Here is a 22,785-nt window from a genome sequence, read left to right as displayed (position 1 = left end):
AAGGTGTTTATTTTCGGGTATTGTTTTCGGCTTCTTCTATTAAATCGCTCAGGTGGATGCGCAGCGCCTTTACCGATATGCTTATTTCCCAAAACGATACGCCAAGCGATGCAAGCAGCAACAGTAGGCTTAACCCAAACGTATACGCACCCCAACTTTCTATTCCGAAGAATAACAGCATCATAGCAAATACTGAAAAGAACAGGCTTAATACGCCATACATCTGCATGTGTCTTATTAGAGTAAGGCGCAGGTTAAGGTTTTTAATTTCCAGTAGTATGCTCTTGGTTTGATTTTGTTCGTAGCTTATTTTCAGCCCGCGTACTATACCCGCTATGGTAAGGAAACGGTTAGTATACGCCAATAATATTAGCGAAGTTGCCGAGAACAGTAATGCCGGTGTTTGTATGCTTAGCTCCATAATTTTTGTGTGTGGGGTAAAGATACTTAATTGTAGTAAACCCCAGGTTTATTAATATATGCTTTACCGGATTTTTTTGGGCAGGTGCTATCAAACAAATATCTTTGCTGCTTTAAAAACCAATCAATATGAAAAAATATCTTTTTGCTGCCGCGGTGGCATTTATGTCTGTCGCTGCAATGGCACAAGACAGCACCAAAGTTGTTACTACTGCAGGGGTTCAGCGTGTGGTTAACCGTGAGCCAAGGTTTAAAAAAGGTGGCAGGCAGGGATTTGTAAATTACATAAAAGAAGCTTTAGGCCCAGCAGCTTACATTAACAACAATGATGGCGTAGCAATAGTTACATTTACAGTGCATAGAGATGGTACAGTAACCGATGTAAAAATAAAGCAAGGCATAGAGAAGGTGCTAAACGAATCTATAATCAGGGTAGTTAAAGATTCGCCGAAATGGATACCCGGATACAAAGACGGAAGGCCGGTAACAACGTTTTATACATTTACAATTAGCTTTTCTGATCCACAAGTAATTAACGAATATTAAAAAACGCAGTAATTACTGCGTTTTTTTATGCCTACCCGAAAGCGTTCCTGTCTACTGCCAGGGTTACTTCGGTTTCTTTAGGTATTTCTTTATAGTGTTCAAAAAATATAACCTGCTTGTTTAGCGCCGCTTTTACCAGGTAGCGTGTACCTTTAAAGTAACATTGCTTAACCACTACCTTTAGCGGGCCGTTATCGGCTACTATAAGCTGGTGCGGATAAATAAGTACGGTTTGCTCCGGGTTTTGTGTAAGGGTAAGCAGTTCCAGTTTTATTTCGTTTACCTCGCCAAACAATGATGCGGTATACTTGTTGCCCGGATTATAGTAAATGTCTTTACTTGGGGCTTTGTCCAGCAGTTTACCGTCTTTAAGTACTATGGTTTCATCGGCAAACGAAAGTGCATCGGTGCTGTCATGCGTGGCTACAATTACGGTAATCCCTTTGTTTTTAAGGTAAGCAAAAAGATTTCGCCTCAGCGCATTTTTCCGGAAGTTGTCTATATGGCTAAAAGGCTCATCCAGCAATAGTATCTCAGGTTCCAGGGCCAGCACTTTTGCCAGTGCCACACGTTGTTGTTGCCCGCCGCTAAGGTATTGCACTTTAGTATTTGCAAAGTTTTCCATTTCTACAATTTGCAGCAGTTCCAGTATACGGCGGTCTTTTTCATCTTTGTATACATTGCTCAGGAAACTCCCCACGTTTTCGGCAGCCGTGGTAAAAGGCATCAGGTCAAAATCCTGCGCCAGGTATTTCATGTATGGCATGCCGGGTATAAGGTTATGCTTTGGCCCGGTAACGGGTTCTCCTTTATACTGTATGTCGCCATTATTAAGGTCATACAGCCCGTATATAAGTTTTAACAGCGTGCTTTTTCCGCAGCCGCTTTCGCCAATAACGGCAATATTTTGGGCGGTTTTAGCCTTAAAGCTTATATTGTGTATAATGGTTTTATCGGTATACCCGAACGAAATATTATTTACGGAGAGCATTAACTTTACAATAAAATTACAATGCAAAAGTATTGAATATGGTGCAATGGTTAATGGTATTTAATAAAGAATTACGCAAAATAAGTTTTTAAATGTTATCAATTGTAACGAAAGTCATATTTTAAATAATAAATTTTTTAAAATTGCGGTAAATAATCTTAAATTTTTTGTAAATTTTTGTGATATAGCAAATTATGCAAAATATTACCGAAAAAGTTAATATCTTTGCAGCGTTCCTAAAAAATTAAAACATGAAGAAAGTTACACTACTTGTTACCACTTTACTATTATCTGCCGTAGCTTTAGGTCAGGGTCGCAGAGATGACCAGTTTTCCCTTGAGGCAAGTTATGGCTTAGGTATTTCGGGAAAACCGATATCTACCCAATTTACAACTTTTGGCGGAGGATTAAGGTGGATGTGGAACGATGACTGGGGTTTAAAAGGTGATGCTGCACGTAGTACGTTTCGTTACAACGCGCCGGCGCCTGTTAAAGAAACCGGTACTGATTATAACCGTCTTTCATTACAAATTGTACATAACCTGGGCCGCACGCTGGATCTTGCCAGCTACGTAGATAATATTAACGTACTTGCGCATGCCGGTGCAGGTTACTCCTGGATGAAACCCGTTAATGTGCCTGCTACAGATATGACAGACAGTATGGGTAACATAATATTTGGTTTTACTCCTCAGGTATACATCTCAGATCGTTTATCATTAAATGCCGACTGGTCTTACATAGTGAACCTTTCTCAGCACAAAGATTATAACGGAGAGGTGCGTTACCAGGATAGGCTTAAGCGTTTTACAGGTGGTATGTCTACTTTTACTGTAGGTCTTACCGTGTATCTGGGACGTAATGGTTCTGACAGGGACTGGAGATAAGATTTATATATACTATATATACAAAGCCACGCATTGCGTGGCTTTTATGTTTTTTGTAAGAAATAATTAACACCTCTTTACAGGCTATTAACACATTATCTGCGTTTAGTACTTAAGTTTATATTTGGTTAAAGTGGGAGAAACATTACATAGGTTTAGTATTAATTAAAAAGTATCCGTTTGTAACGGATGCCTTATAAATCCTGTGTATGAAAAATATACTGTTAGTATCTTTGGGTATGCTTGCCGGATGTGCCAGTGCCCAAAACCAAAACCACTTTAACCAATATTCTATAGAAGTAGCCGCTGGGTTAAACCATTCGGCACAGCCGCAGCTTACCGGCCTCCGGCACTTTGAGGGAGGTTTTAGGTATATGCATACCGAATACTGGGGAATTAAGGCCGATTACGGTTTTGATGGCTATAAAACCCCGTACGGTGCAGGGAAAGTTACACAGGTAAACCGTATTTCGGCTCAGGCGGTTTATAACCTGGGTAGGAAGCTCCGTATAAGCGATGTGGCACCTAATGTGTTTAATTTTTTGCTGCATGGCGGTGCAGGTTTTACACTGCTGCGAAACAATGAGGGTAATTATGATAAGGGTACCAATGTACTGATAGGCGGTACAGCCCAGTTTTACCTTTCGCCACAATTTGCCCTTACGGGAGATTTAACCGGCATGCTAAACTTTAAGCAAAACTACAGGTACGACAGCACGGGGCGCTACGGTTACTTTACCGGTACTACGGCTGCCCTTAGCGTAGGTATTACGTATTATTTTGGCCGAAACGGCGCCACGGCCGACTGGCATTAAATAAATAATGGCTGCCTTATACGGGCAGCCATTATTGTAGTAAGATGTATGTAAGCTATTATTGTTTTGCTTCTTTCTGTGCGTCTTGTACCATTTTTTCGTTAGCTGTAATGGCAAATTCTACCCTGCGGTTTTTAGCGCGTCCGGCAGCTGTATCGTTTGTTTCAATCGGCTCGCTTTCACCTTTACCTAGCACGGTAAAACGAGAGCTCTTAAGCCCTTTTGAAGAAAGGTACGCCTGTACGGCAGCAGCACGCTGCTCGCTTAGTTTTTGGTTGTATTCGTCAGATCCTGCGCTGTCTGTGTGGCCAAAGATCTGGATGTTAGTATCCGGATATTCGTTAAACACAGGGATTAGTTTGTCCAGGTTGTTTTTGGCAGTAGCCGTAAGCGAACTTTTATTAAAGTCGAAGTTTACAGAGTTTTCGCCAAGTGTAAGTTTAATACCTTCGCCCACACGTTCTACCTGGGCACCAGGAAGGGCAGTTTCTATTTTCTGCGCCTGCTTGTCCATCCTGTTACCTATAATACCACCGGCAGCACCACCTACTACACCGCCTATAATAGCGCCAAGTGCCGTGTTTCCGCCTTTACCTATGTTGTTACCCAGCACACCGCCTAAAACGGCTCCTGATGCAGCGCCTATGGCTACGCCACGCTGAGCATTGTTCGTGTTTTTTACAGCCTCGCAAGAGGTAAATCCTATGCCGCCTGCCATTACAGCAGTTAGTGCGTATATTTTTAAACTCGTTTTCATATATATGTGTATTTGTAATTATTAGTTTTTCATAAAGGTGTAGGTAACCGGCACTGATTTTCCGCCTACTGTAACGTTATCTATCAATTGGAAAGAGGTTTCTGTTTGGGCCTGCATTTTTAGGAAGTAGCCCTCAGTAACGCGTTTCGCTTTTTGGCCTTCGGTAATTTTAAGGGTAAAGTCGCCTGTTTTTGTAACAGTCCATACAATAGGGCTGCTGAACGACGGGCATCCTGCTTTGGCAAGAGACATGGTGCCTTTGTTGCTGCTCGACACAAAGTTCCAGCTACTGCCCACAAAGCACTGTGCATCGGCCACATCAAAAGATGTTACTTTAATATATTCGCTGCCCGGATAGGTAACGCTGGCTATGGTCCAGTTGCCTTTTAGTCCGGTTTGAGCCTTTTGGTTAAGCGAGCCGCATGATACCATTACAGCAAGCAGCAAACAAAATGAAATTACTTTTTTCATAATAATGTATACGTTAGGTTTTATACGTTGTCCTTTTTGTTTTGGTTACTCAAAGATACTTGGTATGCGGCAAAATATACAAGTATCGTGCCGTAATTTTAACAAGAAAGGAGATGGTTAATTGTAGTCCGAAATTCAATTGTCCCTGTAAAACTGCCCATTTTATAAATCGGACGTATGGTCATGGAAGATGTTTGGCAGCCGATTAAAGTTTTCTTAAAGCCGATTTGCTTTAACATTTGGGCTAATGTCAATTTGTCACTTTGTGGGTTTTGGTATTGGATTTGAATAATACGAAGCACAAAAAGCAAACATTTCAATTATAAATTATAAAAACAACAAACGATTATGGCAACAGGAAAAATTAATGTTTCGGTAGAAAACATCTTCCCGTTAATCAAAAAGTTCCTTTATAGCGATCACGAAATTTTCCTTCGCGAGCTGGTAAGTAACGCTACCGATGCTACGCTGAAACTAAAACACCTTACCAGCATAGGCGAGGCCAAAGTAGAGTACGGCAACCCTAAAATTGAGGTACAGGTAGATAAGGAAAACAAGCAGATACGCATTATAGACCAGGGTATAGGTATGACTGCCGATGAGGTAGAAAAGTACATTAACCAGGTAGCATTTTCGGGTGCTGAAGAATTCCTTGAAAAGTATAAGGATTCTGCTAAAGATTCGGGTATCATAGGGCACTTCGGCCTTGGGTTTTACTCGGCTTTTATGGTTGCCGAAAAAGTGGAAATCATTACCAAATCGTATAAAGACGAGCCGGCAGTACACTGGGTGTGCGATGGTAGCCCTGAGTTTACCCTGAGCCCTGCCGAAAAAACAGACCGCGGCACAGAGATTATACTTCACGTAGCCGAAGACAGCACAGAATTCCTTGAAGAGTACCGCATACGCGAACTGCTTACCAAGTACAATAAGTTTATGCCGGTGCCTATTAAATTTGGCACCACAACCGAAACGCTTCCTAAGCCGGAAGATGCCGGTGACGACTATGTAGCCGAAACCGTTGAGGTAGACAATATTATAAACAACCCTAATCCGGCATGGACAAAACAGCCTACTGATTTAACTGATGAGGATTATAAAAACTTCTACCGTGAGCTGTACCCTATGCAGTTTGACGAGCCGTTGTTTAACATCCACCTTAATGTAGACTATCCGTTTAACCTTACCGGTATATTGTATTTCCCTAAGCTGTCTGCCGACCTGCAGGTGCAGAAGGATAGAATACAACTGTACCAAAACCAGGTGTTTGTTACAGACAACGTAGAAGGTATAGTGCCTGAATTCCTTACCATGCTGCGTGGTGTTATAGACAGCCCGGATATTCCGCTAAACGTATCGCGTTCTTATCTTCAGGCCGATGGTAACGTTAAGAAGATAAGCAACTACATTACCCGTAAGGTAGCCGATAAGCTAAAATCACTATTCAGCGAAAACCGTGAAGACTTTGAGAAAAAGTGGAACGATATTAAAATTGTACTGGAGTACGGTATGCTTAGCGAGCCTAAGTTCTACGAAAAGGCGGGCGCGTTTGTACTGTATCCTACCGTAGACGAAAAATACTTTACCCTTGACGAGCTGAAGGAAAAACTGGCGGCTACGCAAACCGATAAGCACGACAAGCTGGTATTGCTATACGCTTCAGATAAAGATGCACAGCACAGCTATATAGCGGCTGCTAAAGACAAAGGTTATGAGGTGCTGTTACTGGATAGCCCTATTGTAAGCCACCTGATACAAAAACTGGAAGCCGATAACGACAAGATAAGCTTTGCCCGGGTAGATGCAGACCATATAGACAGGTTGATTCAAAAGGATGAAGAACAGATTTCTAAACTTACAGACGAGGAAAAAGACAAGCTGAAAGAAGCGGTAGAAACCGTAGTGCCTAAGGCTACGTATACCGTTCAGCTTGAGGCTATGGATAGCAGCGCGGCTCCGTTTATTATTACCCAGCCTGAGTTTATGCGCCGTATGAAAGATATGAGCAAAACCGGCGGCGGAGGTATGTTTGGCATGGGTAACTTCCCTGATATGTATAACCTTGTGGTAAATACTAACAGTAACCTTGCCGGCAGCATCCTTGCTACCGAAGATGCTGCACAGCGCGAAAGCCTTGTAAAACAAGCGCTTGATCTTGCCAGGTTAAGCCAAAACCTGCTTAAAGGCGAAGAACTTACAGCGTTTGTAAAGCGTAGCTTTGAGCTTATAAAGTAATATTGTAGCGCAAAAGCGTACATAAAACCATAAGAACCTGCGGCCATGGCTGCAGGTTTTTTTTGTTATAGAATATTTTAAAACGTGGCCAACCACGGCTTGGTAAAGGGCTCTAACAGCAGGCAATCAAAAAAACGATAAATTTTGTTGAGTTAATTAAAGATTATTTAATTTTGTAGTCTGTTTTTTAAGAAAGTAACTATATATGTACCATTCTAAAATATCCGGGCTTGGTTACTACGTGCCTTCAAACGTGGTTACAAATGACGACCTGTCTCAACTTATGGATACCAACGATGCCTGGATACAGGAACGTACCGGTATACAGGAACGCCGCCACGTGGTTAAAGGCGATGGCGATACCACCACAACAATGGGGGTAAAAGCTGCGCAGGTAGCCATAGAACGTGCTGGTATACAGAAAGATGATATTGATTTTATCATTTTCGCCACGCTAAGCCCTGATTACTATTTCCCTGGGCCGGGTGTTCTGGTACAGAGGGATTTAGGCCTTAGCCGAACCGTAGGCGCGCTGGATGTACGTAACCAGTGTTCCGGGTTTGTATACGCCGTTTCTGTAGCCGACCAGTTTATTAAAACCGGTATGTATAAAAACATATTAGTGATTGGCTCTGAGCTACATAGTACAGGTTTAGACATGACGACAAGGGGTAGGAACGTATCAGTAATCTTTGGTGATGGGGCAGGTGCTGCGGTGCTTACACGTGAGGAAGATTTAACTAAAGGTATACTGTCTACCCACCTGCACAGTGAGGGTCAATATGCTGAGGAACTGAGTCTTATAGCGCCGGGTATGGGCAAACGCTGGGTTACAGACATCCTGGCAGAGAACGATCCGGAAGATGTATCGTACTTCCCGTATATGAATGGGCAGTTTGTGTTTAAAAATGCGGTGCAGCGCTTTGCCGAAGTAATCATGGAAGGCCTCAATGCCAATAACTTACAGGTGTCAGACATTGATATGCTGATACCTCACCAGGCTAACCTTCGTATCAGCCAGTTTATCCAGCAGAAGTTTAAACTGACTGATGATCAGGTGTTTAATAACATTATGAAATACGGTAATACCACTGCGGCTTCGGTGCCTATTGCACTTACCGAAGCGTGGGAACAAGGCAAAATCAAGGAAGGCGATACAGTGGTACTCGCAGCATTTGGTAGCGGCTTTACCTGGGGCAGTGTTATTATGAAATGGTAAATCCCATTTCAGATTTTTGACTTCAGATTTCAGACTAAAATAACATCCTTCTTTGGTTCAAACTAAAGAAGGATTTTTCTTATATAGCTATTTTGCACATGTTTATTCTTCCGCATTCTGATTAAAAAATGCGCATTTTTTTCGTTTTTTAGGTGTTTTTAGCTTCAGTTTGAAAAACAATATTTTATGATTATCAGCTGTTTGCAGGTTTATTTTCAGCATTCGTGTACTTTTTTAGATATGTATACGGTTTACAGTTTGCTGAACGATTCCCTTCAGTACAATGCATTGCGGAATGTTTTAATTTTGTACTTTCCGTTTTTAAAACCGGAATTAAAAATTGAAAGCCAAGCGTATGTTACCATTTTTATTGCTTACCATCATTGGGCTGGCGGTGTATTATTTCTACCCCGAAAAAATGCTTCCGCCTGGTACGGTTGTAGACCGCCTTGTGGTGCACAAAAGCAAGCGCCAAATGGAGGCCTACAGCAACGGCGCGCTGGTTAAAACCTATACCGTATCGTTGGGGTTTAACCCCGGCGGGCACAAACAGTTTGAAGGCGATGGCTGCACACCCGAAGGCATCTACACCATTAATGCACGCAATGCCAAAAGCGGCTACCATAAAAACCTTGGCGTAAGCTACCCTAACGAAGCTGACCGCACCCATGCTGCCAAAAACGGCAAGAGCCCGGGTGGCGATATCAAAATCCACGGATTAAAGAACGGCAGGGGATATATAGGTAAATTCCAACGCTGGCACGACTGGACGCACGGCTGCATAGCGGTAACCAACGCAGAGATAGACGAACTATACGGAGCGGTAAAAGACGGTGCCGAAATAGAAATTTTGAAGTAGCTGTTTTATTACAGACTTCCTAAACCACAAACTTTAATATGACCCTCCCCGAACTAATACACTACTTTACCGAAGGCAATACGTACGAAGATTTTTGCAGAGCACAGGGTATTAACCGCTTTGCCGAAGTTGAGATATACATGCAAAAGCCTTTTGGTATAAACGGCAAGGTAGAGTTTTTTAAAATGGAGGAAACCTCAGGTAAGGCACTCTATAATTACAACGGTGCCGACTTTTACAACTTGTTTGGGGTAAATTATTTTATGAATGCTGTAAAGGAAGCCGATAAGGGTGACGACTTTGTAAACGAAATCGACCTGGCATTAAAGCTCATAGACTTTGCTGAACGGAATAGTTTTTAGATTTATCAAAGCGTAGTTTTGTTGCCAAAACAATCAAGCTAATACTCACCCGTCATGGCGAGCGGAGATACGGAGCGTGGCCATCTTTATTTTTACCACCAAGGCACAAAGTTTTACACAAAGTATGTGGGGAGATTGATTTGTAACACCTCGAAGCATTCCTGCGGAATAGGCTAAGTGCACAAAGCCATTCGGGCGAGTGAGCAACCACAAACGATAAACTAACAACCATAAACCCCTAAAAAAGATAGGCCCCGGGAAACTGAAGCTTCCACGGGGCCGTACCAACCTAAAATCTGATATGAATATGCATTTCTTGAAATGCCTTGATTGAAAGGCAGGGAGTAGCAGGTTAAAACAATCCGCCGCCGCCCTGCTTGGTGTTGTCTTCGCGCTGTTTGCGCTGCATGGCCCTGTTTTTGCCCTGGCCAAACATATAGTTAAGCCCTATGTACACGGTGCGGCTCTCCCACGTAAACTTACCCGATTGCGGGAACGGGTTACGCGAATCAAAGGCATAGCGCATGGTCTTAAACATATCGTTAAACCTTACACTGGCTGTAAGCCTGTTGTTTAGCATGCTGTAGCGTGCGCCACTGTCTATTTTATACATTTCGTGGCTGTTGTTTTGCACGCCGTTTACCGCGCCACGGTAAAAACCAAACAGCAGGAAGCTAAGGTTTTTAGTAGCCTTAAAGTTGCTGTTTATACGGGCGTTAAACGCGTTAGCGGTTATTTTGCGGTTTACGTAGTCAAACTCCGTGTCAGACCCGTCGCGTAGTACCGCTACAAGCCCCTGCTGGCTTATGCTGCTAAAATCTATGGCAGGTTGGACATCCCACCAGGTGTTTATTTTGTAGTTAGATGAAAGTTCAAAACCATAGGCATTGTTGTGGCTAAAGTTGGCAAAGCTCATAATCTGGTCCTGCGGGTCTGGTGTGCTTTCGTCCGGGTACAGTACGCGGTTAATTTCGTGGTCTATCATACGGTAAAATACCCCTGCCGTAATGCTAGATCCTTTTCCGAACATCTTAGTGTAGTTTGCTTCAATAGAGTTCGTAAACTGTGGCTCCAGGGTCATATTACCCAGTGACGTTACCCTTGGGGTGCTAAACTCACGTATGGGTTTTGTCTGCTCCAGGCTCGGGCGGTCTACGCGGCGGCTGTAGCTTAGTTGCAGGCTGTTTTTTTCATTTATAGCATACGATATAAATGCCGATGGATATAGGTTAAACAAGCGGTCTTTAAAGGTATCTGCGCCACGGTTAAAGTTAGCATCCACGTTATAGCTCTCAGCCCTTAAGCCCAGCTGGTAGCTGATTTTGCTAAACTTTTGACCAAAGGTGGCATACGCCGAATATATATCCATATCGTAGGCGTAAACCGAATTGTTAAGCGCCGGGTTTGTCAGCGTACGCGATGTGTTGTAGTCGTTATCGGTACGTATTACGCGTGCTTCGGCACCGGCCTCAAGTGTGGTTTTGTCGTTTAGCGGATTTACATAGTCCAGGTTAGCCGTTACGTTTTTGCGGTTGTCTATAACGGCATCGTTGTAATAAACTGGGCTGGCACCGGTAACGGTACTTACATAGTCTACGTACTGGGTTTCCTTAACGTCGTTAAAGTTACCTTCAAAATCCAGCGTGTGGCCTTCTTTTTTAAACTTGTGCTTAAAAGCAAGATTGTAGGCGTTGTTTTTATTATCGCCATCCAGGTTACTCACCAGGTTAATGTCGTTAGAGGCAGATGCAGCCGGGTACAACAGCGTATTGTTTATACGCGCCGTGCCGTTGCCGTAGTTTTGGTTGGTGTAAACAGACAGCGTATTAAAGTCGTTAATGTAATAGTCAAAGCCTACTTTGCCCAGTACGCTTTTGTTGTTGTTCATTACTTTAAAAATATTGTTGCTGGCGTAGTTGTCGGTACGGTCTATTTGCCCGTCGTTAAAATACTTACCGCCATTGCCGCCTATGTTGCCAAAAAAGTTCAGCTTGCCCTTGCGGTAGTTCATGTCTACAGAACCGTTGTACTTTGGCGTACGCCCAAAAGTAACGCCCGAGTTAGCGCTTCCGTTAAACCCATCGTTAGCGTTTTTGTGCAGCACTATGTTTATAATACCACTCATGCCCTCAGGGTTGTACTTAGCACTCGGGTTGGTAATAAGCTCAATTTTCTTAATAGACGAAGAAGGTATTTGCTTAAGCAGCGTAGCCGCATCTACCGTAGTAGGCCTGCCATCTACCAGTATGCGCACATTAGTATTTCCGCGGAGCGATATATTACCGTCCTGGTCTACGTTAACCGATGGTATGTTGCCCATAATATCGCTTGCAGTAGGGCCTGCAGTGGTAAGGTCTCGCCCTACGGTGATTACCTTGCGGTCTATTTTTTGCTCTATGGTGCTGGTTTCCTTTATTACAGATACTTCCTGTAAAGTGGTAGCTTCTTCGGCAAGTGCTACTGTACCCAGGTTTAGGCTGGGCTTATCTTCGGTAAGAGGGGCGCTTATGGTTTGGGTTTTGTAGCCCATAAATACCATTTCCAGGGTGTAGGTTTTAACCGGGAGGTTTTTTATGGTAAAAGTACCTTCTTCGGTAGCCACATCGCTGGCTACGGTAGTGCCGTTATCTTTTACCACCACGCTTACGTAGGGTAGGGGCTGTGCGGTTGTTTTATCGGTAATTTTACCCGAAATGCTTCCTTTGGTTTGGGCAGTAAGATTCAGGATGCTGCCAAAAAGCAGCACCAACAGTACATGTAATTTCATTGTCCGTTTTTTTAATTCGTTTTTGCCGCAGGCTCCCGCCGTTAGCGCAACATGATGATTGATGCCCATAAGACTAACCCTTTGCCGATTTGTTACAAAATTTTTTACCGAAAAAGTAACGTTTGTTAGTATAATCTTTAAAATCAGCGGGTTTTGTATGGTGTTTTTTACCCAAAAAATAAACGCCACCCCTCATGGGATGGCGTTTATAAACAGAATATGGTAAGGATGTTTATGGAAGTATTGCCGTAAGGATATCCGGATAGGTTACATTACCGGTAGTGCGGTCAAATATGCCCAGACCGTGATTGCCGTTTACGCCGTTGTCCCAGTACACCGGTACAAGGCCGTGTGTACGCGCAGAGTTAGCTACGTAGTCTATATAATATTTCCTGAAGTTTTCGCTGCCTTCCACATCAGACCTCAGTATGGCACCAAATTCACCCAAAATAACACCCACGCCGTGGTCTATAAATTTGGTTTTCATTTTTTGGAACTGCGCATCTACATACGATTCATTTGCCCAGGTTTCGGTAGCGGCAGGGTCTGTAGCAATGCTGCCCCACTGTGTAATGGTGCTGTTTTCGTTCAGGGCAAAGTTATAAGGGTCGTAGTAGTGTACCTCCAGCAGCAGGCGTTTTTCGGTAACATCTGTAGGCAGGGTAAAGAAGTTCGCCGCGTGGTCTATATTAGTGTTAAACGATTGAACGGCAAGGTAGCGGTAGGCATTACGGCCACCGGTACTGCGCACAGCGTTTACAAACACCTGGTTAAAACCGTTTTGCACACTCGAATATTCGGCTGTAGGCGCATTGTAGTTGTTTGTAACCATAACCTCATTAGTACCCGCAAAAATAAGGTGGTAATCATAGTTGCGGAAACGCCTTGCAATTTGCGTCCACATTACTTTCAGCCTGTTGTTAGCATAATCTTTCTGGGCATTTGTAGGCTGTAGCCATCCGCCGTCCCAGTGTTCGTTCATAATAACGTACATGTTATTTGCCAGGGCATAGTTTACCACTTCTTCTACGCGGTTCATCCAGGTTTCGGTAATGGTAAAGTTAGCCGCATCGCTAAACACACTCCATGCTACCGGTATGCGTATGGTGTTAAAACCTGCCGCCTTTACCTTGTCTACAAAAGCCCGTGTGGTAGCAGGGTTGCCCCAGGCCGTTTCTCCGCCTATGGCCTCCAGGCTGTTGCCCAGGTTCCATCCGGTGCCCATTTGTGCTGCCAGTTCTACGGCAGTGAGGCTGCTCATGGAGCTGTTGTCCGGTGCTACTTCATAGGTTATGGCATTAGGGTCTGTATATGCCGCCTGGTCTACCGGCAGCTGTATGGTGGTGCCGTTAGCCGTTATGGTAATGGTGGTGCTGCGTGGTTCTGTAGCTGTGTTAGCGGCACAAACCAGCCCTATGTGGGCATTGCCTGTACCTGTAGTTTGTGCTACGGTAAGCCAGCTGGCGGTATTGGTTATTGTCCAGTTCCAGCTGCTGTCCAGCGAAATATTAATAATGTTGTTTCCACCTGCCGCAGTAAAGCTCATGGCGGTGGGGGTAATGGTAAAGGGCTTTGGTGCTGCGGCAGCGGTATTGTCATCGTTAGAGCACGATAGCAATCCGCCAAGGGTAAGCAACAGCACAAGCGCTGAAATAAAGTTTTTTGTTGTCATTTTTATGCGAATTAGAGTTTGGTTACTAAGTTTCAGGAGGAGGTTAATGTTTCCGCAATTACTACAACGTTATATATAATGGTTAAAATGACCACAAGTATACGAAGCTATTTTTGTTTCAGCAAAATATTTTGCCCAAAATTTATTTATGTGTAATGTTTTTGCGAAAAATGCAAGGAGGTAATAATTTTCTGCCTGTTGTGGCACAAAACGAAAAAACGCCCTGCGTTTGAGTTTGCAGAGCGTTTTTAAAACCAATCAAAACCAATTATGAAAAAAAACTTTACTTCTTGTCTGTGTCAGGATTGTTTCCTGATTCTGATACAAATGTACATCGGTAAAATGGGGTTTGATGTGCTTTTTAGATGAGCGGCGTTTTTGTTTCGGTGGTTGGTGATTATGTTTATGCGAGTAATTGCAGATTGTTCGGATGTGGGGTCGCCCAATGCTGTTATGTTCTACTTTTAAAGGCTTCGGTTGTCTTAAATGAATAGACGTTCCTGTGTATCTCTGTGAAACAAATATTTGAGTGAGCAACTATAAACTATGAACCACGAACTATAAACGAAAAATCGTATCTTTGCACGCTTAAAAAAAATAATAACCCATGGCATTATCTCACATCATTACCGGCCACATACAAAGTGCGGTACAGGAACTGTTTGGCATCAACCTCGAAAAAGTAGAGTTGCAGGCCACCAGGAAAGATTTTGAAGGCGATATCACCATGGTTATCTTCCCGCTGCTTAAGCTTATAAAGGGCAATCCTGTAGAGCTGGGCAATAAAATAGGGCAGTACCTGGTAGATAACGCCGGTATTGTAACCAGGTACAACGTAGTAGCGGGTTTCCTTAATATTGTAATAGCAGACAGCTACTACATTAACTTCTTTAACGACATTAAAGGCAACGAAAAATTTGGCTACGTTACCCCTGCCCAGGATGGCAAGGCGGTAATGGTAGAATACGCTTCGCCAAATACCAATAAGCCCCTGCACCTGGGCCACGTGCGAAACGTGTTGCTGGGGTACTCAGTAGCGCAGATACTACAGGCATCGGGAACTAAGGTGTATAAGACACAGGTAGTAAACGACCGCGGTATACACATTTGTAAGAGTATGCTGGCGTGGGAAAAGTTTGGCAATGGCGAAACTCCTGAAACCAGCGGCCTTAAAGGCGATAAGCTGGTAGGTAAATACTATGTGGAGTTTGACAAAGCCTACAAAAACGAAATCAATGCCCTTGTAGCCGAAGGTGCTACCGAGGATGAAGCCAAAAAGAATGCGCCTATAATCCTTGAAGCCCAACAAATGCTTCTGGATTGGGAAGCAGGTAAACCGGAAGTTATTGCCCTTTGGGAAAAAATGAACGGCTGGGTATACACCGGTTTTGATGCTACGTTTGAAGCCATTGGCGTAGACTTCGATAAAAACTATTACGAAAGCAACACCTATCTTTTAGGTAAAGACATAGTAGATGCCGGCCTTGAAAAAGGCGTGTTTTACAAAAAAGAGGATGGTTCGGTATGGATAGACCTTACCCCGGACGGGCTTGATGAAAAACTGGTACTGCGTAAAGACGGTACTTCGGTATACATAACGCAAGACCTGGGTACTGCCGTACAGCGTGTTAAAGACTTCCCTGACGTGGGCGGTATGGTGTACACCGTGGGTAACGAGCAGGATTATCACTTTAAGGTATTGTTCCTTATCCTGAAAAAACTGGGTTACAGTTGGGCAGAGCACCTGTACCACCTGTCTTACGGCATGGTTGATTTGCCTTCGGGTAAAATGAAAAGCCGTGAGGGTACCGTGGTAGATGCCGACGACCTGATTAGCGAAATGACCGAAACCGCGCAGAAAATAGCCGAGGAGCTGGGTAAGCTCGATGGGTATTCTGATGAGGAAAAGGCACGCCTGTACAAAATCATTGGCCTTGGTGCACTTAAATATTACATACTAAAAGTAGACCCTAAAAAACGCATATTGTTCGATCCGAAAGAGTCGGTAGACTTTGCCGGAAACACAGGGCCGTTTATACAATATACGTACGCGCGTATACAAAGCCTGTTACGCCGTGCCGAATTTGATGTAAACATTACGCTTGCCCCTGAGCAGGTAAACCTGCACGAAAAGGAAAAGGAGTTGCTGAAGCAGATCGCGCATTTCCCTGAGGTGGTGCAGAGTGCTGCAAACGGGCACAGCCCGGCATTAGTGGCTAACTACACGTATGACCTGGTTAAGGAGTATAACTCTTTTTACCAAAGCATACCGGTACTGGGTGCTGAGGTGGAAAACGAAAAGATATTCCGTGTGCAGCTGAGCAAAAAAGTAGGCGAAACCATAAAATCGGCATTCAGCTTGCTGGGCATAGATGTGCCTGAGCGTATGTAAGCCACTACATTTTTATATTAAAACAAGCACCGTATAGTGGAGCCAACAGAAAACAACAACATAAAAACCGGTAATAAGTCCTATTTTTTTAGGGCATATCTTATTGTAGCTATTGCTGCTGTGGGTATGCTGGGCTTTAAAAAGTTTTTACCTTCTAAAATTTTTACCGAAACACCCGGCAATACCAAGAATGTAGTGGTAGACAGCCTTATGCTGGAAGCCCTGGAAGATGCCAAAAAGGAAAAAGCTTCGGGTAAAGATACACTGGGTAAGGCGCAGCTTTCTTACGAGGAAACCTATGGCGTAAAGTTTCCTGCCGAAACTACAGAGGATTATAAGGGCTACCAGTACCTTATCCCGTTTTATGAAAAGCTGATGCAGCTCGAAAAAACAGGTGAAGGTAACGTGCGTATTGCCTATTTTGGTGATTCAATGACCGATGGCGACATGATTGTGAAAGACCTGCGTGCCAAACTACAGGCGCGTTTTGGTGGTGAGGGTGTAGGTTTTGTAAACATCACCTCAGAGTCGGCGCCATCGCGCAGCACGCTTACCCATATGTTTTCAGACAACTGGAAAACCCAGAGCTACCTTAAGGTGAAGCATCCTGCCCGCCCGTTTGGGGTAAACGGTCACGTTTTCTTTGCAAAACACGATACTGTAAGCCCGGCATGGGTGCAGTATGCGGCTAAAAACGTAAGCCACCTTACTTCCCTAAACAGCCCTACGCTGTTTTACGGGCGCAGTGGTAACGGCAATGCACAGGTACGTGTGGTAGTGGGTAAAGACACTATTGTAAAAAAGCTTACCGCCACAGGGCTTTTAAATACGGTGAAACTGGGCGATGCCTACAGGGGCTTTAAGGCCAGCTTTATAAAGGCCGATACCATACCGTTTTACGGGTTTAATTTTGATAACGGAAAAGGCGTACACGTAGATAACTTTAGCAACCGCGGCAACTCGGGGCTTGCCATAGGCAACTTTAATACCCCGCTTATGAAGGCATTCCAGGAAAAACTGGGGTACGACCTTATAGTGCTGCACTACGGTACTAATGTGCTAAACTACGGCACCCGTGATTATACCTGGTACGAAAAACGCATGGCGCGCGTGGTGGCGCACCTGCGCGAATGTTTCCCCGGTACGGCCATACTTATTATTTCTACCGCAGATAAGTCTACAAAATACGGTACAGAAATGAAAACCGATTCGGCTGTTGTACCGCTTACCAGGGCGCAGAAACGCTTTGCCGAAAAATCAGGTGCGGGTTACGTAAACTTGTACACGCTTATGGGCGGAAACGGCAGTATGGTAAAATGGGTAGAGGAAGAACCTGCCCGCGCCAACAAAGATTATACGCACTTTAACTTCCGCGGAAGCAAGCAAATAGGCGACCTTATTTACAATCAGCTAAATAACGGTTACGAAAAATACAAGGCACTGCGCGGTGGCAAGCCACTGCCTAAGGATGCGGTTATAGACCTTTCGGTACCCAAACCGCAAAAGCCGGATACTAATGCCAAACCCGACAGCTTTAAGTTGGCACCCCAAAAGGCACCGCTGCCTGCCGGTGGTGCGGCATCGCCTAAAGCTACTGTGCCGGGCGTTGTAAAACCGGCTGCGGGTACTACTGTAAAGCCAGGCACTAATGCGGGTAAGCCTGCGGCAACGGCTGCCCCGGCAACTAAGCCTACAGTACAGCCTGCCGCACCGGTTAATAAGCCGGTAGTAAAACCTGTTGTAACCCCTAAAGCAGATACTACGCATGTACAGTAAGCTGGTAACCCTATTATTGTTATTGCTTGCCTGTAACGGGGCAATGGCGCAGGTGGCAGATTCTACAAAAGTGGAAATCGCTGCCGAAGCGCTGGATTCGCTTGCCGATATAGATACGGTAGACATACCCGGGCTTAATGTGATTACTAATGCCGAGGCGCTGCGCCCGGTTTTGGAAAAACTGTACCGCATAGAAATGCAAAATGCGGGTAAGCTTAATATTGTGCACATTGGCGACAGCCATATCCAGGCCGACCTGATGACCAATTACATACGCAAGCGTTTGCAAAAGCGTTTTGGTAACGGCGGCGGCGGGTTTACATTTCCGCATCAGCTGGCGCGTACTAACGGTAGTTACAACACCCGGTTTAAGAGTAATGCGTCATGGAAACGCTGGCGCAACATTTCGCCTGTAGAAGAAGGTTTTGAGGTGGGGCTTAGCGGCATAGCACTGGAAACCCGGGAGAGTTTTGTGGTAGAGCTAAACGTACGCGATTCGGTATACGATTTTAATACCATAAAAATCATTACCCCAAATAATGAGGATGATTTTGACGTGGCTACCAGCAGCCATACCGTAGTGCTGGAAAGCACGGTGCCGAAAAAAATAGTACACCGTATTAAAAACGGGGAAGTACTGGGTAGCATAGCCGAAAAATATGGCGTTAGCATAACCGAAATAAAGCGGGCAAACGGCATGAAGAATGACCGTATACGTGCCGGTAAAAAACTAAAAATCCCTACCGATGAAAAGGTAAAGCGCGATGTAAGGCGCAGTGAGTTTACGCCACTGCAATTACAATCGGATTCGCTTACGCATTATTACCATTCTGATAAGGCTTTAGATAAAATATACCTTTTGCCTCATGGCAAACAAACGGAATATAATTTAAGCGGGTTGGTGCTGGAGAATGATACTCCGGGCGTGCTGTACCACAGCATAGGGGTAAACGGTGCCAAGTTTAGCGACTACAACAAGTATCCGCTGTTTTTTAAGCAGCTACCCGCACTACAGCCCGATCTTATTGTGGTATCGTTAGGCACTAACGAGTCGTTTGACAAAATGAACGCCGATAACTACATGGCCCAGTTGGCCACGTTTATAAAAAATGCCAGGAAATCCTGCCCGGGTGTAAGCGTACTTGTTATAACGCCGCCGCCCAGTATGTTCCGCCGCCGCTACCCTAATACCATTGTAGCGTCTTATGCCAAGGCCATCATACAGCAGGAAGCCGAAAAAAACTACGCCTCATGGGACTTATTTACAGAGTTCGGCGGTTTGTTTGGGGTACCGAAAAACGCCAAGAAAGGCCTTATTAATACCGATAGGGTCCACTATACCAAGCCGGGCTACGAAAAACAGGGGCGTTTATTTAGCGATGCCTTTATTAAGGTGTACGAAGCATATAAAACAAACAGGGACAAGTAACAGACAGATTAGATGCTGAACGATTTTTTGCCGCACATTACCGCACAAGACCTGCAACATTGGTTTTTGTACGATAAGGATGAACCGATGCTGTTTAGCACGGCCAAATTCCTGAGGCTGTTTCTTATATTTTACTTTATATACGGATTGCTGCGCAATACCTTTAGGATAAGGCTTGCTTTTACCGCAGCGTTTTCCATATATTTTTACTACCTATGCAGCGAGCGTTATTTTGTACTGCTCATTTTTAGCACGGTGGTAGATTATACCCTGAGCTACTTTTTGTACCGGGAGCAGCGCGATATCCCACGGAAAATATACCTGTGGTTTAGTGTAGCCGTTAACTTGGTGTTTTTGGGGTACTTTAAATACGCCACTTTTATGATGGAGGGTGCTAACCAGCTTTTCGGCTGGCAGTATACCGTGCATAAGGTATTGCTGCCTGTAGGTATTTCATTCTTTACATTTCAGTCCATCAGTTATATTATAGAGGTGTACCGTAAGGAAATAGTGCCGGCAAAAAACTACTTGGACTACCTGTTCTTTGTGTCGTTTTTTCCGCAGCTGGTAGCAGGACCCATAGTACGTGCAAAAGACTTTTTGCCACAAATTTACTCTAAATTAGAGCTAAGCAAAGCCGATGTAAACAATGCGTTGTTCCTTATAATCGGCGGGCTTATAAAGAAGACGGTTATCTCTGATTACATTTCCATAAACTTTGTAGACCGTATTTTTGATGCCCCGGACCTCTATACGCCGTTTGAAAACCTTATGGCGGCCTACGGGTATACCATTCAAATTTATTGCGACTTTTCGGGCTATAGCGACATGGCAATAGGTATAGCGCTGTTGCTGGGCTTTAAACTGCCTACCAACTTCCGCACACCATACAAGTCGGCCAGTATTACCGAGTTTTGGCGCAGGTGGCATATATCGTTATCTACCTGGTTAAAAGATTTCCTTTATATATCTGTAGGGGGTAACCGCCACGGGTCGTTTGCCGGATTTTTATTCCCGGCGCTGTTCTTCTTCGGTACTATAGTGTGGAGTATAAATTACGCCGGTGTTAGTAATATTCCGTTAATTGTAAGCGTGGGTGCGCTTGTAGTGTTTACCCTTAGCTTTATGTTAGCAAAGGAAAAAGAAAAAACCATGGTTACTAATGTAAACCTGCTTACCACCATGTTACTGGGCGGTTTATGGCACGGTGCCAGTTTGCGTTATATAGTATGGGGCGCGCTGCATGGCATAGCACTGGCGGTACACAAAATATGGATAGAGTTTTTCCCTCCTAAAAAAGAAAACGAAAAAACAGCCGCCGGTATGGTATGGAAAGTTATAGCTGTGCTGCTTACCTTTCACTTTGTGGCTTTCTGCTGGATTTTCTTCCGCGCACGAGATTTCTCTATAGCACTCGGGCTTATTAATAATATAGGTAAACTTACCTTTGAACCAGAGCATTGGAAAGCAGTTATCCTGGGCTACAAAAATGTATTTATACTTATGGCTATCGGCTATATATGGCACCTTATGCCAAATACTGTTTCAGATGCACTTAGGCGTACGTATTACGAGATGCCATTTGCACTCAAAGGTATTTTACTGGGGCTGGTTTTTTGGCTGGTTTATGCCGCGGCATCAGCCGGACCACAGCCATTCATATATTTTCAGTTTTAAATATAACATTCTGAATAAAATTCGTTGTTTTTAAGAAAAAGCCCCTGAAATCTTCAGGGGCTCTCTTTTTTTTATTCGAATTAGTAGTACCTTGGTGCCTCAAAATGTACCCTTTATGAAAAAAACACTACTTAAATTATCTGTTTTTGCCCTTACGCTCATAGGTTTTAATGCCGCTGCACAAACTACGGTTTCTCTATACGAAGACGCTGTATTTTACAGCATGTACGAGGGTACCGTAAACCAGCCGCTGCCTCCTGGAGCACAGCGTAATAATAATACGTCTTACGGTATAAAGCTTACAGATGAGCAAATTGCGTCTTTTGGCGGAAGCCTTACCATGAATGTGCGTGCGGCATCTTTATGTGATGACTACGACAGGATAGGTAATGTTAACCTTGCCTTTGTGCCAAAAGGTGCTACGTCTTATGTATATGCCGATGTGGAGCGTATAGAAATAGGCCGTTTTATTACTCCGTTTATGGTACCTGACGGTACTGTAGAAGTACCATACACGTATGATGTTTCTAATCTTGTAGATCTTTTCCACGACCCTGTGCTGTCTTCTGCCTATGATTTTTGGGTAGAGCTTGAAATTGCAGGTTACCAGGGTTCGCCTACACAGGGTGGTGCTGCATATGACTATCCTAGTATTTGTTCAACTCGTAATGATGTGTACCGTGGCTCGCTGGAGCTGGTTTCAGAAGGCACATATACTCCAAAAGACTTGTACTTCAGGAAACTTTCTTATAAGTACGAACTTAAAGATTATACCCTTGCAGGAACCGATGTACTGGGCCAAACCATAAAATCAATAGGATTTAACACAGACCGTAATGTTATTGGTGCCAAATATTACTTTATTAACTCTAACCACGGTAGCGGTACTAATGGCGAAGAGTATGTAAGGAGAACGCATAACATTTATTTAGATGATGTATTAAAACTTACTTATAAACCAGGAGGCGTATCTTGTGTACCTTACAGGCAATATAATACGCAGCCAAACTGTATTTATACTAACTGTTCTACAGGTGCATACAGGGCAGATACTGCTTCGGCATGGTCTTGGAACAACTGGTGCCCAGGTAGTGCAATACCTACACGCGTTATAGATCTTGGTGATTTAGCTGCCGGAGACCATACGTATAAAATCACTGTACCACAAGCGGTGTTTTATAATAACGACGGGTATTTCCCAATGTCTGTTTACGTAATGGGAACCTATGCAACAGTAGGAACCGACAGCTTTAATAAAGCCGCTGTTACCCTTACACCAAACCCAGTAAATAACATTGCTACACTTAATACTAATGGCGAAGCTGTAACGGCGTTTACTGTAGTAAATGCATTAGGCCAGCAGGTACTTAGCGGTGCGGGTAATACATTAGATATGAGTGCCCTGCAAAGTGGTATTTATGTAGTTAAAGCTACCGTAGCTTCGGGTACTGCATCTACAATTAAGGTAGTGAAGAAATAATAAATAGTTTTGTTTTAAGTTTTTCTCGTT

The 22,785-nt window shown here is 43.9% G+C and carries 18 protein-coding genes; 12 read left to right on the top strand and 6 right to left on the bottom strand.

Features of this window, described 5'->3' with window-relative positions:
- Nucleotides 1–7: 7 nt before the first annotated feature.
- Nucleotides 8–421 carry a DUF2721 domain-containing protein gene (locus ACLI08_RS11720; protein WP_411428679.1) on the bottom strand — a complete coding sequence of 138 codons (414 nt, stop codon included), beginning with the start codon at nt 419–421 and terminating at the stop codon, nt 8–10.
- A 128-nt stretch (nt 422–549) separates the two neighbouring features.
- Here ACLI08_RS11720 and ACLI08_RS11715 point away from each other — a divergent pair, with 128 nt between their 5' ends.
- The gene (locus tag ACLI08_RS11715; RefSeq protein WP_411428678.1) at nt 550–966 is read left to right on the top strand and encodes an energy transducer TonB; all 417 of its coding nucleotides are present in this window, start codon (nt 550–552) and stop codon (nt 964–966) included.
- 31 nt (nt 967–997) lie between these two features.
- Here the strand turns inward: ACLI08_RS11715 and ACLI08_RS11710 are convergent, their stop codons facing one another.
- Nucleotides 998–1,957: an ABC transporter ATP-binding protein gene (locus ACLI08_RS11710; RefSeq protein WP_411428677.1), complete on the bottom strand. Its 960-nt coding sequence runs from the start codon at nt 1,955–1,957 to the stop codon at nt 998–1,000.
- Nucleotides 1,958–2,208: 251 nt separating this feature from the next.
- Here ACLI08_RS11710 and ACLI08_RS11705 point away from each other — a divergent pair, with 251 nt between their 5' ends.
- Together ACLI08_RS11705 and ACLI08_RS11700 are read left to right on the top strand one after the other, a co-directional pair.
- Complete coding sequence (locus ACLI08_RS11705; RefSeq protein WP_411428676.1) at nt 2,209–2,844, top strand: outer membrane beta-barrel protein; 636 nt, start codon at nt 2,209–2,211, stop codon at nt 2,842–2,844.
- 209 nt (nt 2,845–3,053) lie between these two features.
- Nucleotides 3,054–3,659 carry a hypothetical protein gene (locus ACLI08_RS11700; RefSeq protein ID WP_411428675.1) on the top strand — a complete coding sequence of 202 codons (606 nt, stop codon included), beginning with the start codon at nt 3,054–3,056 and terminating at the stop codon, nt 3,657–3,659.
- A 58-nt stretch (nt 3,660–3,717) separates the two neighbouring features.
- On the opposite strand, the gene ACLI08_RS11695 is transcribed toward ACLI08_RS11700, so the two are convergent.
- Together ACLI08_RS11695 and ACLI08_RS11690 are read right to left on the bottom strand one after the other, a co-directional pair.
- Nucleotides 3,718–4,416 (bottom strand): OmpA family protein, encoded by a 699-nt coding sequence (locus tag ACLI08_RS11695; RefSeq protein ID WP_411428674.1) that lies wholly within the window; start codon nt 4,414–4,416, stop codon nt 3,718–3,720.
- A 21-nt stretch (nt 4,417–4,437) separates the two neighbouring features.
- Nucleotides 4,438–4,887 (bottom strand): hypothetical protein, encoded by a 450-nt coding sequence (locus ACLI08_RS11690; RefSeq protein ID WP_411428673.1) that lies wholly within the window; start codon nt 4,885–4,887, stop codon nt 4,438–4,440.
- Between the two features lie 348 nt (nt 4,888–5,235).
- On the opposite strand from ACLI08_RS11690, the gene htpG reads away from it, so the two are divergent.
- From htpG to ACLI08_RS11670, 4 genes are all read left to right on the top strand, one after another.
- The gene (gene htpG, locus ACLI08_RS11685; protein WP_411428672.1) at nt 5,236–7,122 is read left to right on the top strand and encodes a molecular chaperone HtpG; all 1,887 of its coding nucleotides are present in this window, start codon (nt 5,236–5,238) and stop codon (nt 7,120–7,122) included.
- A gap of 205 nt (nt 7,123–7,327) precedes the next feature.
- The gene (locus ACLI08_RS11680) at nt 7,328–8,341 is read left to right on the top strand and encodes a 3-oxoacyl-ACP synthase III family protein (RefSeq protein WP_411428671.1); all 1,014 of its coding nucleotides are present in this window, start codon (nt 7,328–7,330) and stop codon (nt 8,339–8,341) included.
- 355 nt (nt 8,342–8,696) lie between these two features.
- The gene (locus tag ACLI08_RS11675) at nt 8,697–9,200 is read left to right on the top strand and encodes a L,D-transpeptidase family protein (RefSeq protein ID WP_411428670.1); all 504 of its coding nucleotides are present in this window, start codon (nt 8,697–8,699) and stop codon (nt 9,198–9,200) included.
- Between the two features lie 38 nt (nt 9,201–9,238).
- A complete protein-coding gene (locus ACLI08_RS11670) occupies nt 9,239–9,562 on the top strand; it encodes a hypothetical protein (protein WP_411428669.1) in 324 nt (107 codons plus the stop codon).
- 352 nt (nt 9,563–9,914) lie between these two features.
- On the opposite strand, the gene ACLI08_RS11665 is transcribed toward ACLI08_RS11670, so the two are convergent.
- The gene (locus ACLI08_RS11665) at nt 9,915–12,329 is read right to left on the bottom strand and encodes a TonB-dependent receptor domain-containing protein (RefSeq protein ID WP_411428668.1); all 2,415 of its coding nucleotides are present in this window, start codon (nt 12,327–12,329) and stop codon (nt 9,915–9,917) included.
- A 232-nt stretch (nt 12,330–12,561) separates the two neighbouring features.
- Nucleotides 12,562–14,001 (bottom strand): cellulase family glycosylhydrolase, encoded by a 1,440-nt coding sequence (locus ACLI08_RS11660; protein WP_411428667.1) that lies wholly within the window; start codon nt 13,999–14,001, stop codon nt 12,562–12,564.
- Nucleotides 14,002–14,608: 607 nt separating this feature from the next.
- On the opposite strand from ACLI08_RS11660, the gene argS reads away from it, so the two are divergent.
- From argS to ACLI08_RS11635, 5 genes are all read left to right on the top strand, one after another.
- The gene (gene argS, locus ACLI08_RS11655) at nt 14,609–16,393 is read left to right on the top strand and encodes an arginine--tRNA ligase (RefSeq protein WP_411428666.1); all 1,785 of its coding nucleotides are present in this window, start codon (nt 14,609–14,611) and stop codon (nt 16,391–16,393) included.
- A gap of 36 nt (nt 16,394–16,429) precedes the next feature.
- The gene (locus ACLI08_RS11650) at nt 16,430–18,169 is read left to right on the top strand and encodes a GDSL-type esterase/lipase family protein (protein ID WP_411428665.1); all 1,740 of its coding nucleotides are present in this window, start codon (nt 16,430–16,432) and stop codon (nt 18,167–18,169) included.
- Nucleotides 18,159–19,598 carry a GDSL-type esterase/lipase family protein gene (locus tag ACLI08_RS11645; protein WP_411428664.1) on the top strand — a complete coding sequence of 480 codons (1,440 nt, stop codon included), beginning with the start codon at nt 18,159–18,161 and terminating at the stop codon, nt 19,596–19,598. Before ACLI08_RS11650 ends, ACLI08_RS11645 begins: the two co-directional genes overlap by 11 nt.
- A 12-nt stretch (nt 19,599–19,610) precedes the next feature.
- Nucleotides 19,611–21,275 carry an MBOAT family O-acyltransferase gene (locus tag ACLI08_RS11640; protein WP_411428663.1) on the top strand — a complete coding sequence of 555 codons (1,665 nt, stop codon included), beginning with the start codon at nt 19,611–19,613 and terminating at the stop codon, nt 21,273–21,275.
- A 115-nt stretch (nt 21,276–21,390) separates the two neighbouring features.
- Nucleotides 21,391–22,755, top strand: a complete 1,365-nt coding sequence (locus ACLI08_RS11635; RefSeq protein ID WP_411428662.1) for a peptide-N-glycosidase F-related protein — start codon at nt 21,391–21,393, stop codon at nt 22,753–22,755.
- The last annotated feature ends 30 nt before the right edge of the window (nt 22,756–22,785 follow it).

The organism is Flavobacterium sp. RNTU_13, assembly GCF_046614455.1.
GTDB lineage: Bacteria > Bacteroidota > Bacteroidia > Flavobacteriales > Flavobacteriaceae > Flavobacterium.
This window is presented reverse-complemented; position numbering and strand designations above follow the sequence as displayed.

Bases quoted from the DNA above. Each gene is read 5' to 3' on its own strand.
- ACLI08_RS11720 (WP_411428679.1), bottom strand. From the start codon at position 421: ATGGAGCTAAGCATACAAACACCGGCATTACTGTTCTCGGCAACTTCG.
- ACLI08_RS11715 (WP_411428678.1), top strand. From the start codon at position 550: ATGAAAAAATATCTTTTTGCTGCCGCGGTGGCATTTATGTCTGTCGCT.
- ACLI08_RS11710 (WP_411428677.1), bottom strand. From the start codon at position 1,957: ATGCTCTCCGTAAATAATATTTCGTTCGGGTATACCGATAAAACCATT.
- ACLI08_RS11705 (WP_411428676.1), top strand. From the start codon at position 2,209: ATGAAGAAAGTTACACTACTTGTTACCACTTTACTATTATCTGCCGTA.
- ACLI08_RS11700 (WP_411428675.1), top strand. From the start codon at position 3,054: ATGAAAAATATACTGTTAGTATCTTTGGGTATGCTTGCCGGATGTGCC.
- ACLI08_RS11695 (WP_411428674.1), bottom strand. From the start codon at position 4,416: ATGAAAACGAGTTTAAAAATATACGCACTAACTGCTGTAATGGCAGGC.
- ACLI08_RS11690 (WP_411428673.1), bottom strand. From the start codon at position 4,887: ATGAAAAAAGTAATTTCATTTTGTTTGCTGCTTGCTGTAATGGTATCA.
- htpG (WP_411428672.1), top strand. From the start codon at position 5,236: ATGGCAACAGGAAAAATTAATGTTTCGGTAGAAAACATCTTCCCGTTA.
- ACLI08_RS11680 (WP_411428671.1), top strand. From the start codon at position 7,328: ATGTACCATTCTAAAATATCCGGGCTTGGTTACTACGTGCCTTCAAAC.
- ACLI08_RS11675 (WP_411428670.1), top strand. From the start codon at position 8,697: ATGTTACCATTTTTATTGCTTACCATCATTGGGCTGGCGGTGTATTAT.
- ACLI08_RS11670 (WP_411428669.1), top strand. From the start codon at position 9,239: ATGACCCTCCCCGAACTAATACACTACTTTACCGAAGGCAATACGTAC.
- ACLI08_RS11665 (WP_411428668.1), bottom strand. From the start codon at position 12,329: ATGAAATTACATGTACTGTTGGTGCTGCTTTTTGGCAGCATCCTGAAT.
- ACLI08_RS11660 (WP_411428667.1), bottom strand. From the start codon at position 14,001: ATGACAACAAAAAACTTTATTTCAGCGCTTGTGCTGTTGCTTACCCTT.
- argS (WP_411428666.1), top strand. From the start codon at position 14,609: ATGGCATTATCTCACATCATTACCGGCCACATACAAAGTGCGGTACAG.
- ACLI08_RS11645 (WP_411428664.1), top strand. From the start codon at position 18,159: ATGTACAGTAAGCTGGTAACCCTATTATTGTTATTGCTTGCCTGTAAC.
- ACLI08_RS11640 (WP_411428663.1), top strand. From the start codon at position 19,611: ATGCTGAACGATTTTTTGCCGCACATTACCGCACAAGACCTGCAACAT.
- ACLI08_RS11635 (WP_411428662.1), top strand. From the start codon at position 21,391: ATGAAAAAAACACTACTTAAATTATCTGTTTTTGCCCTTACGCTCATA.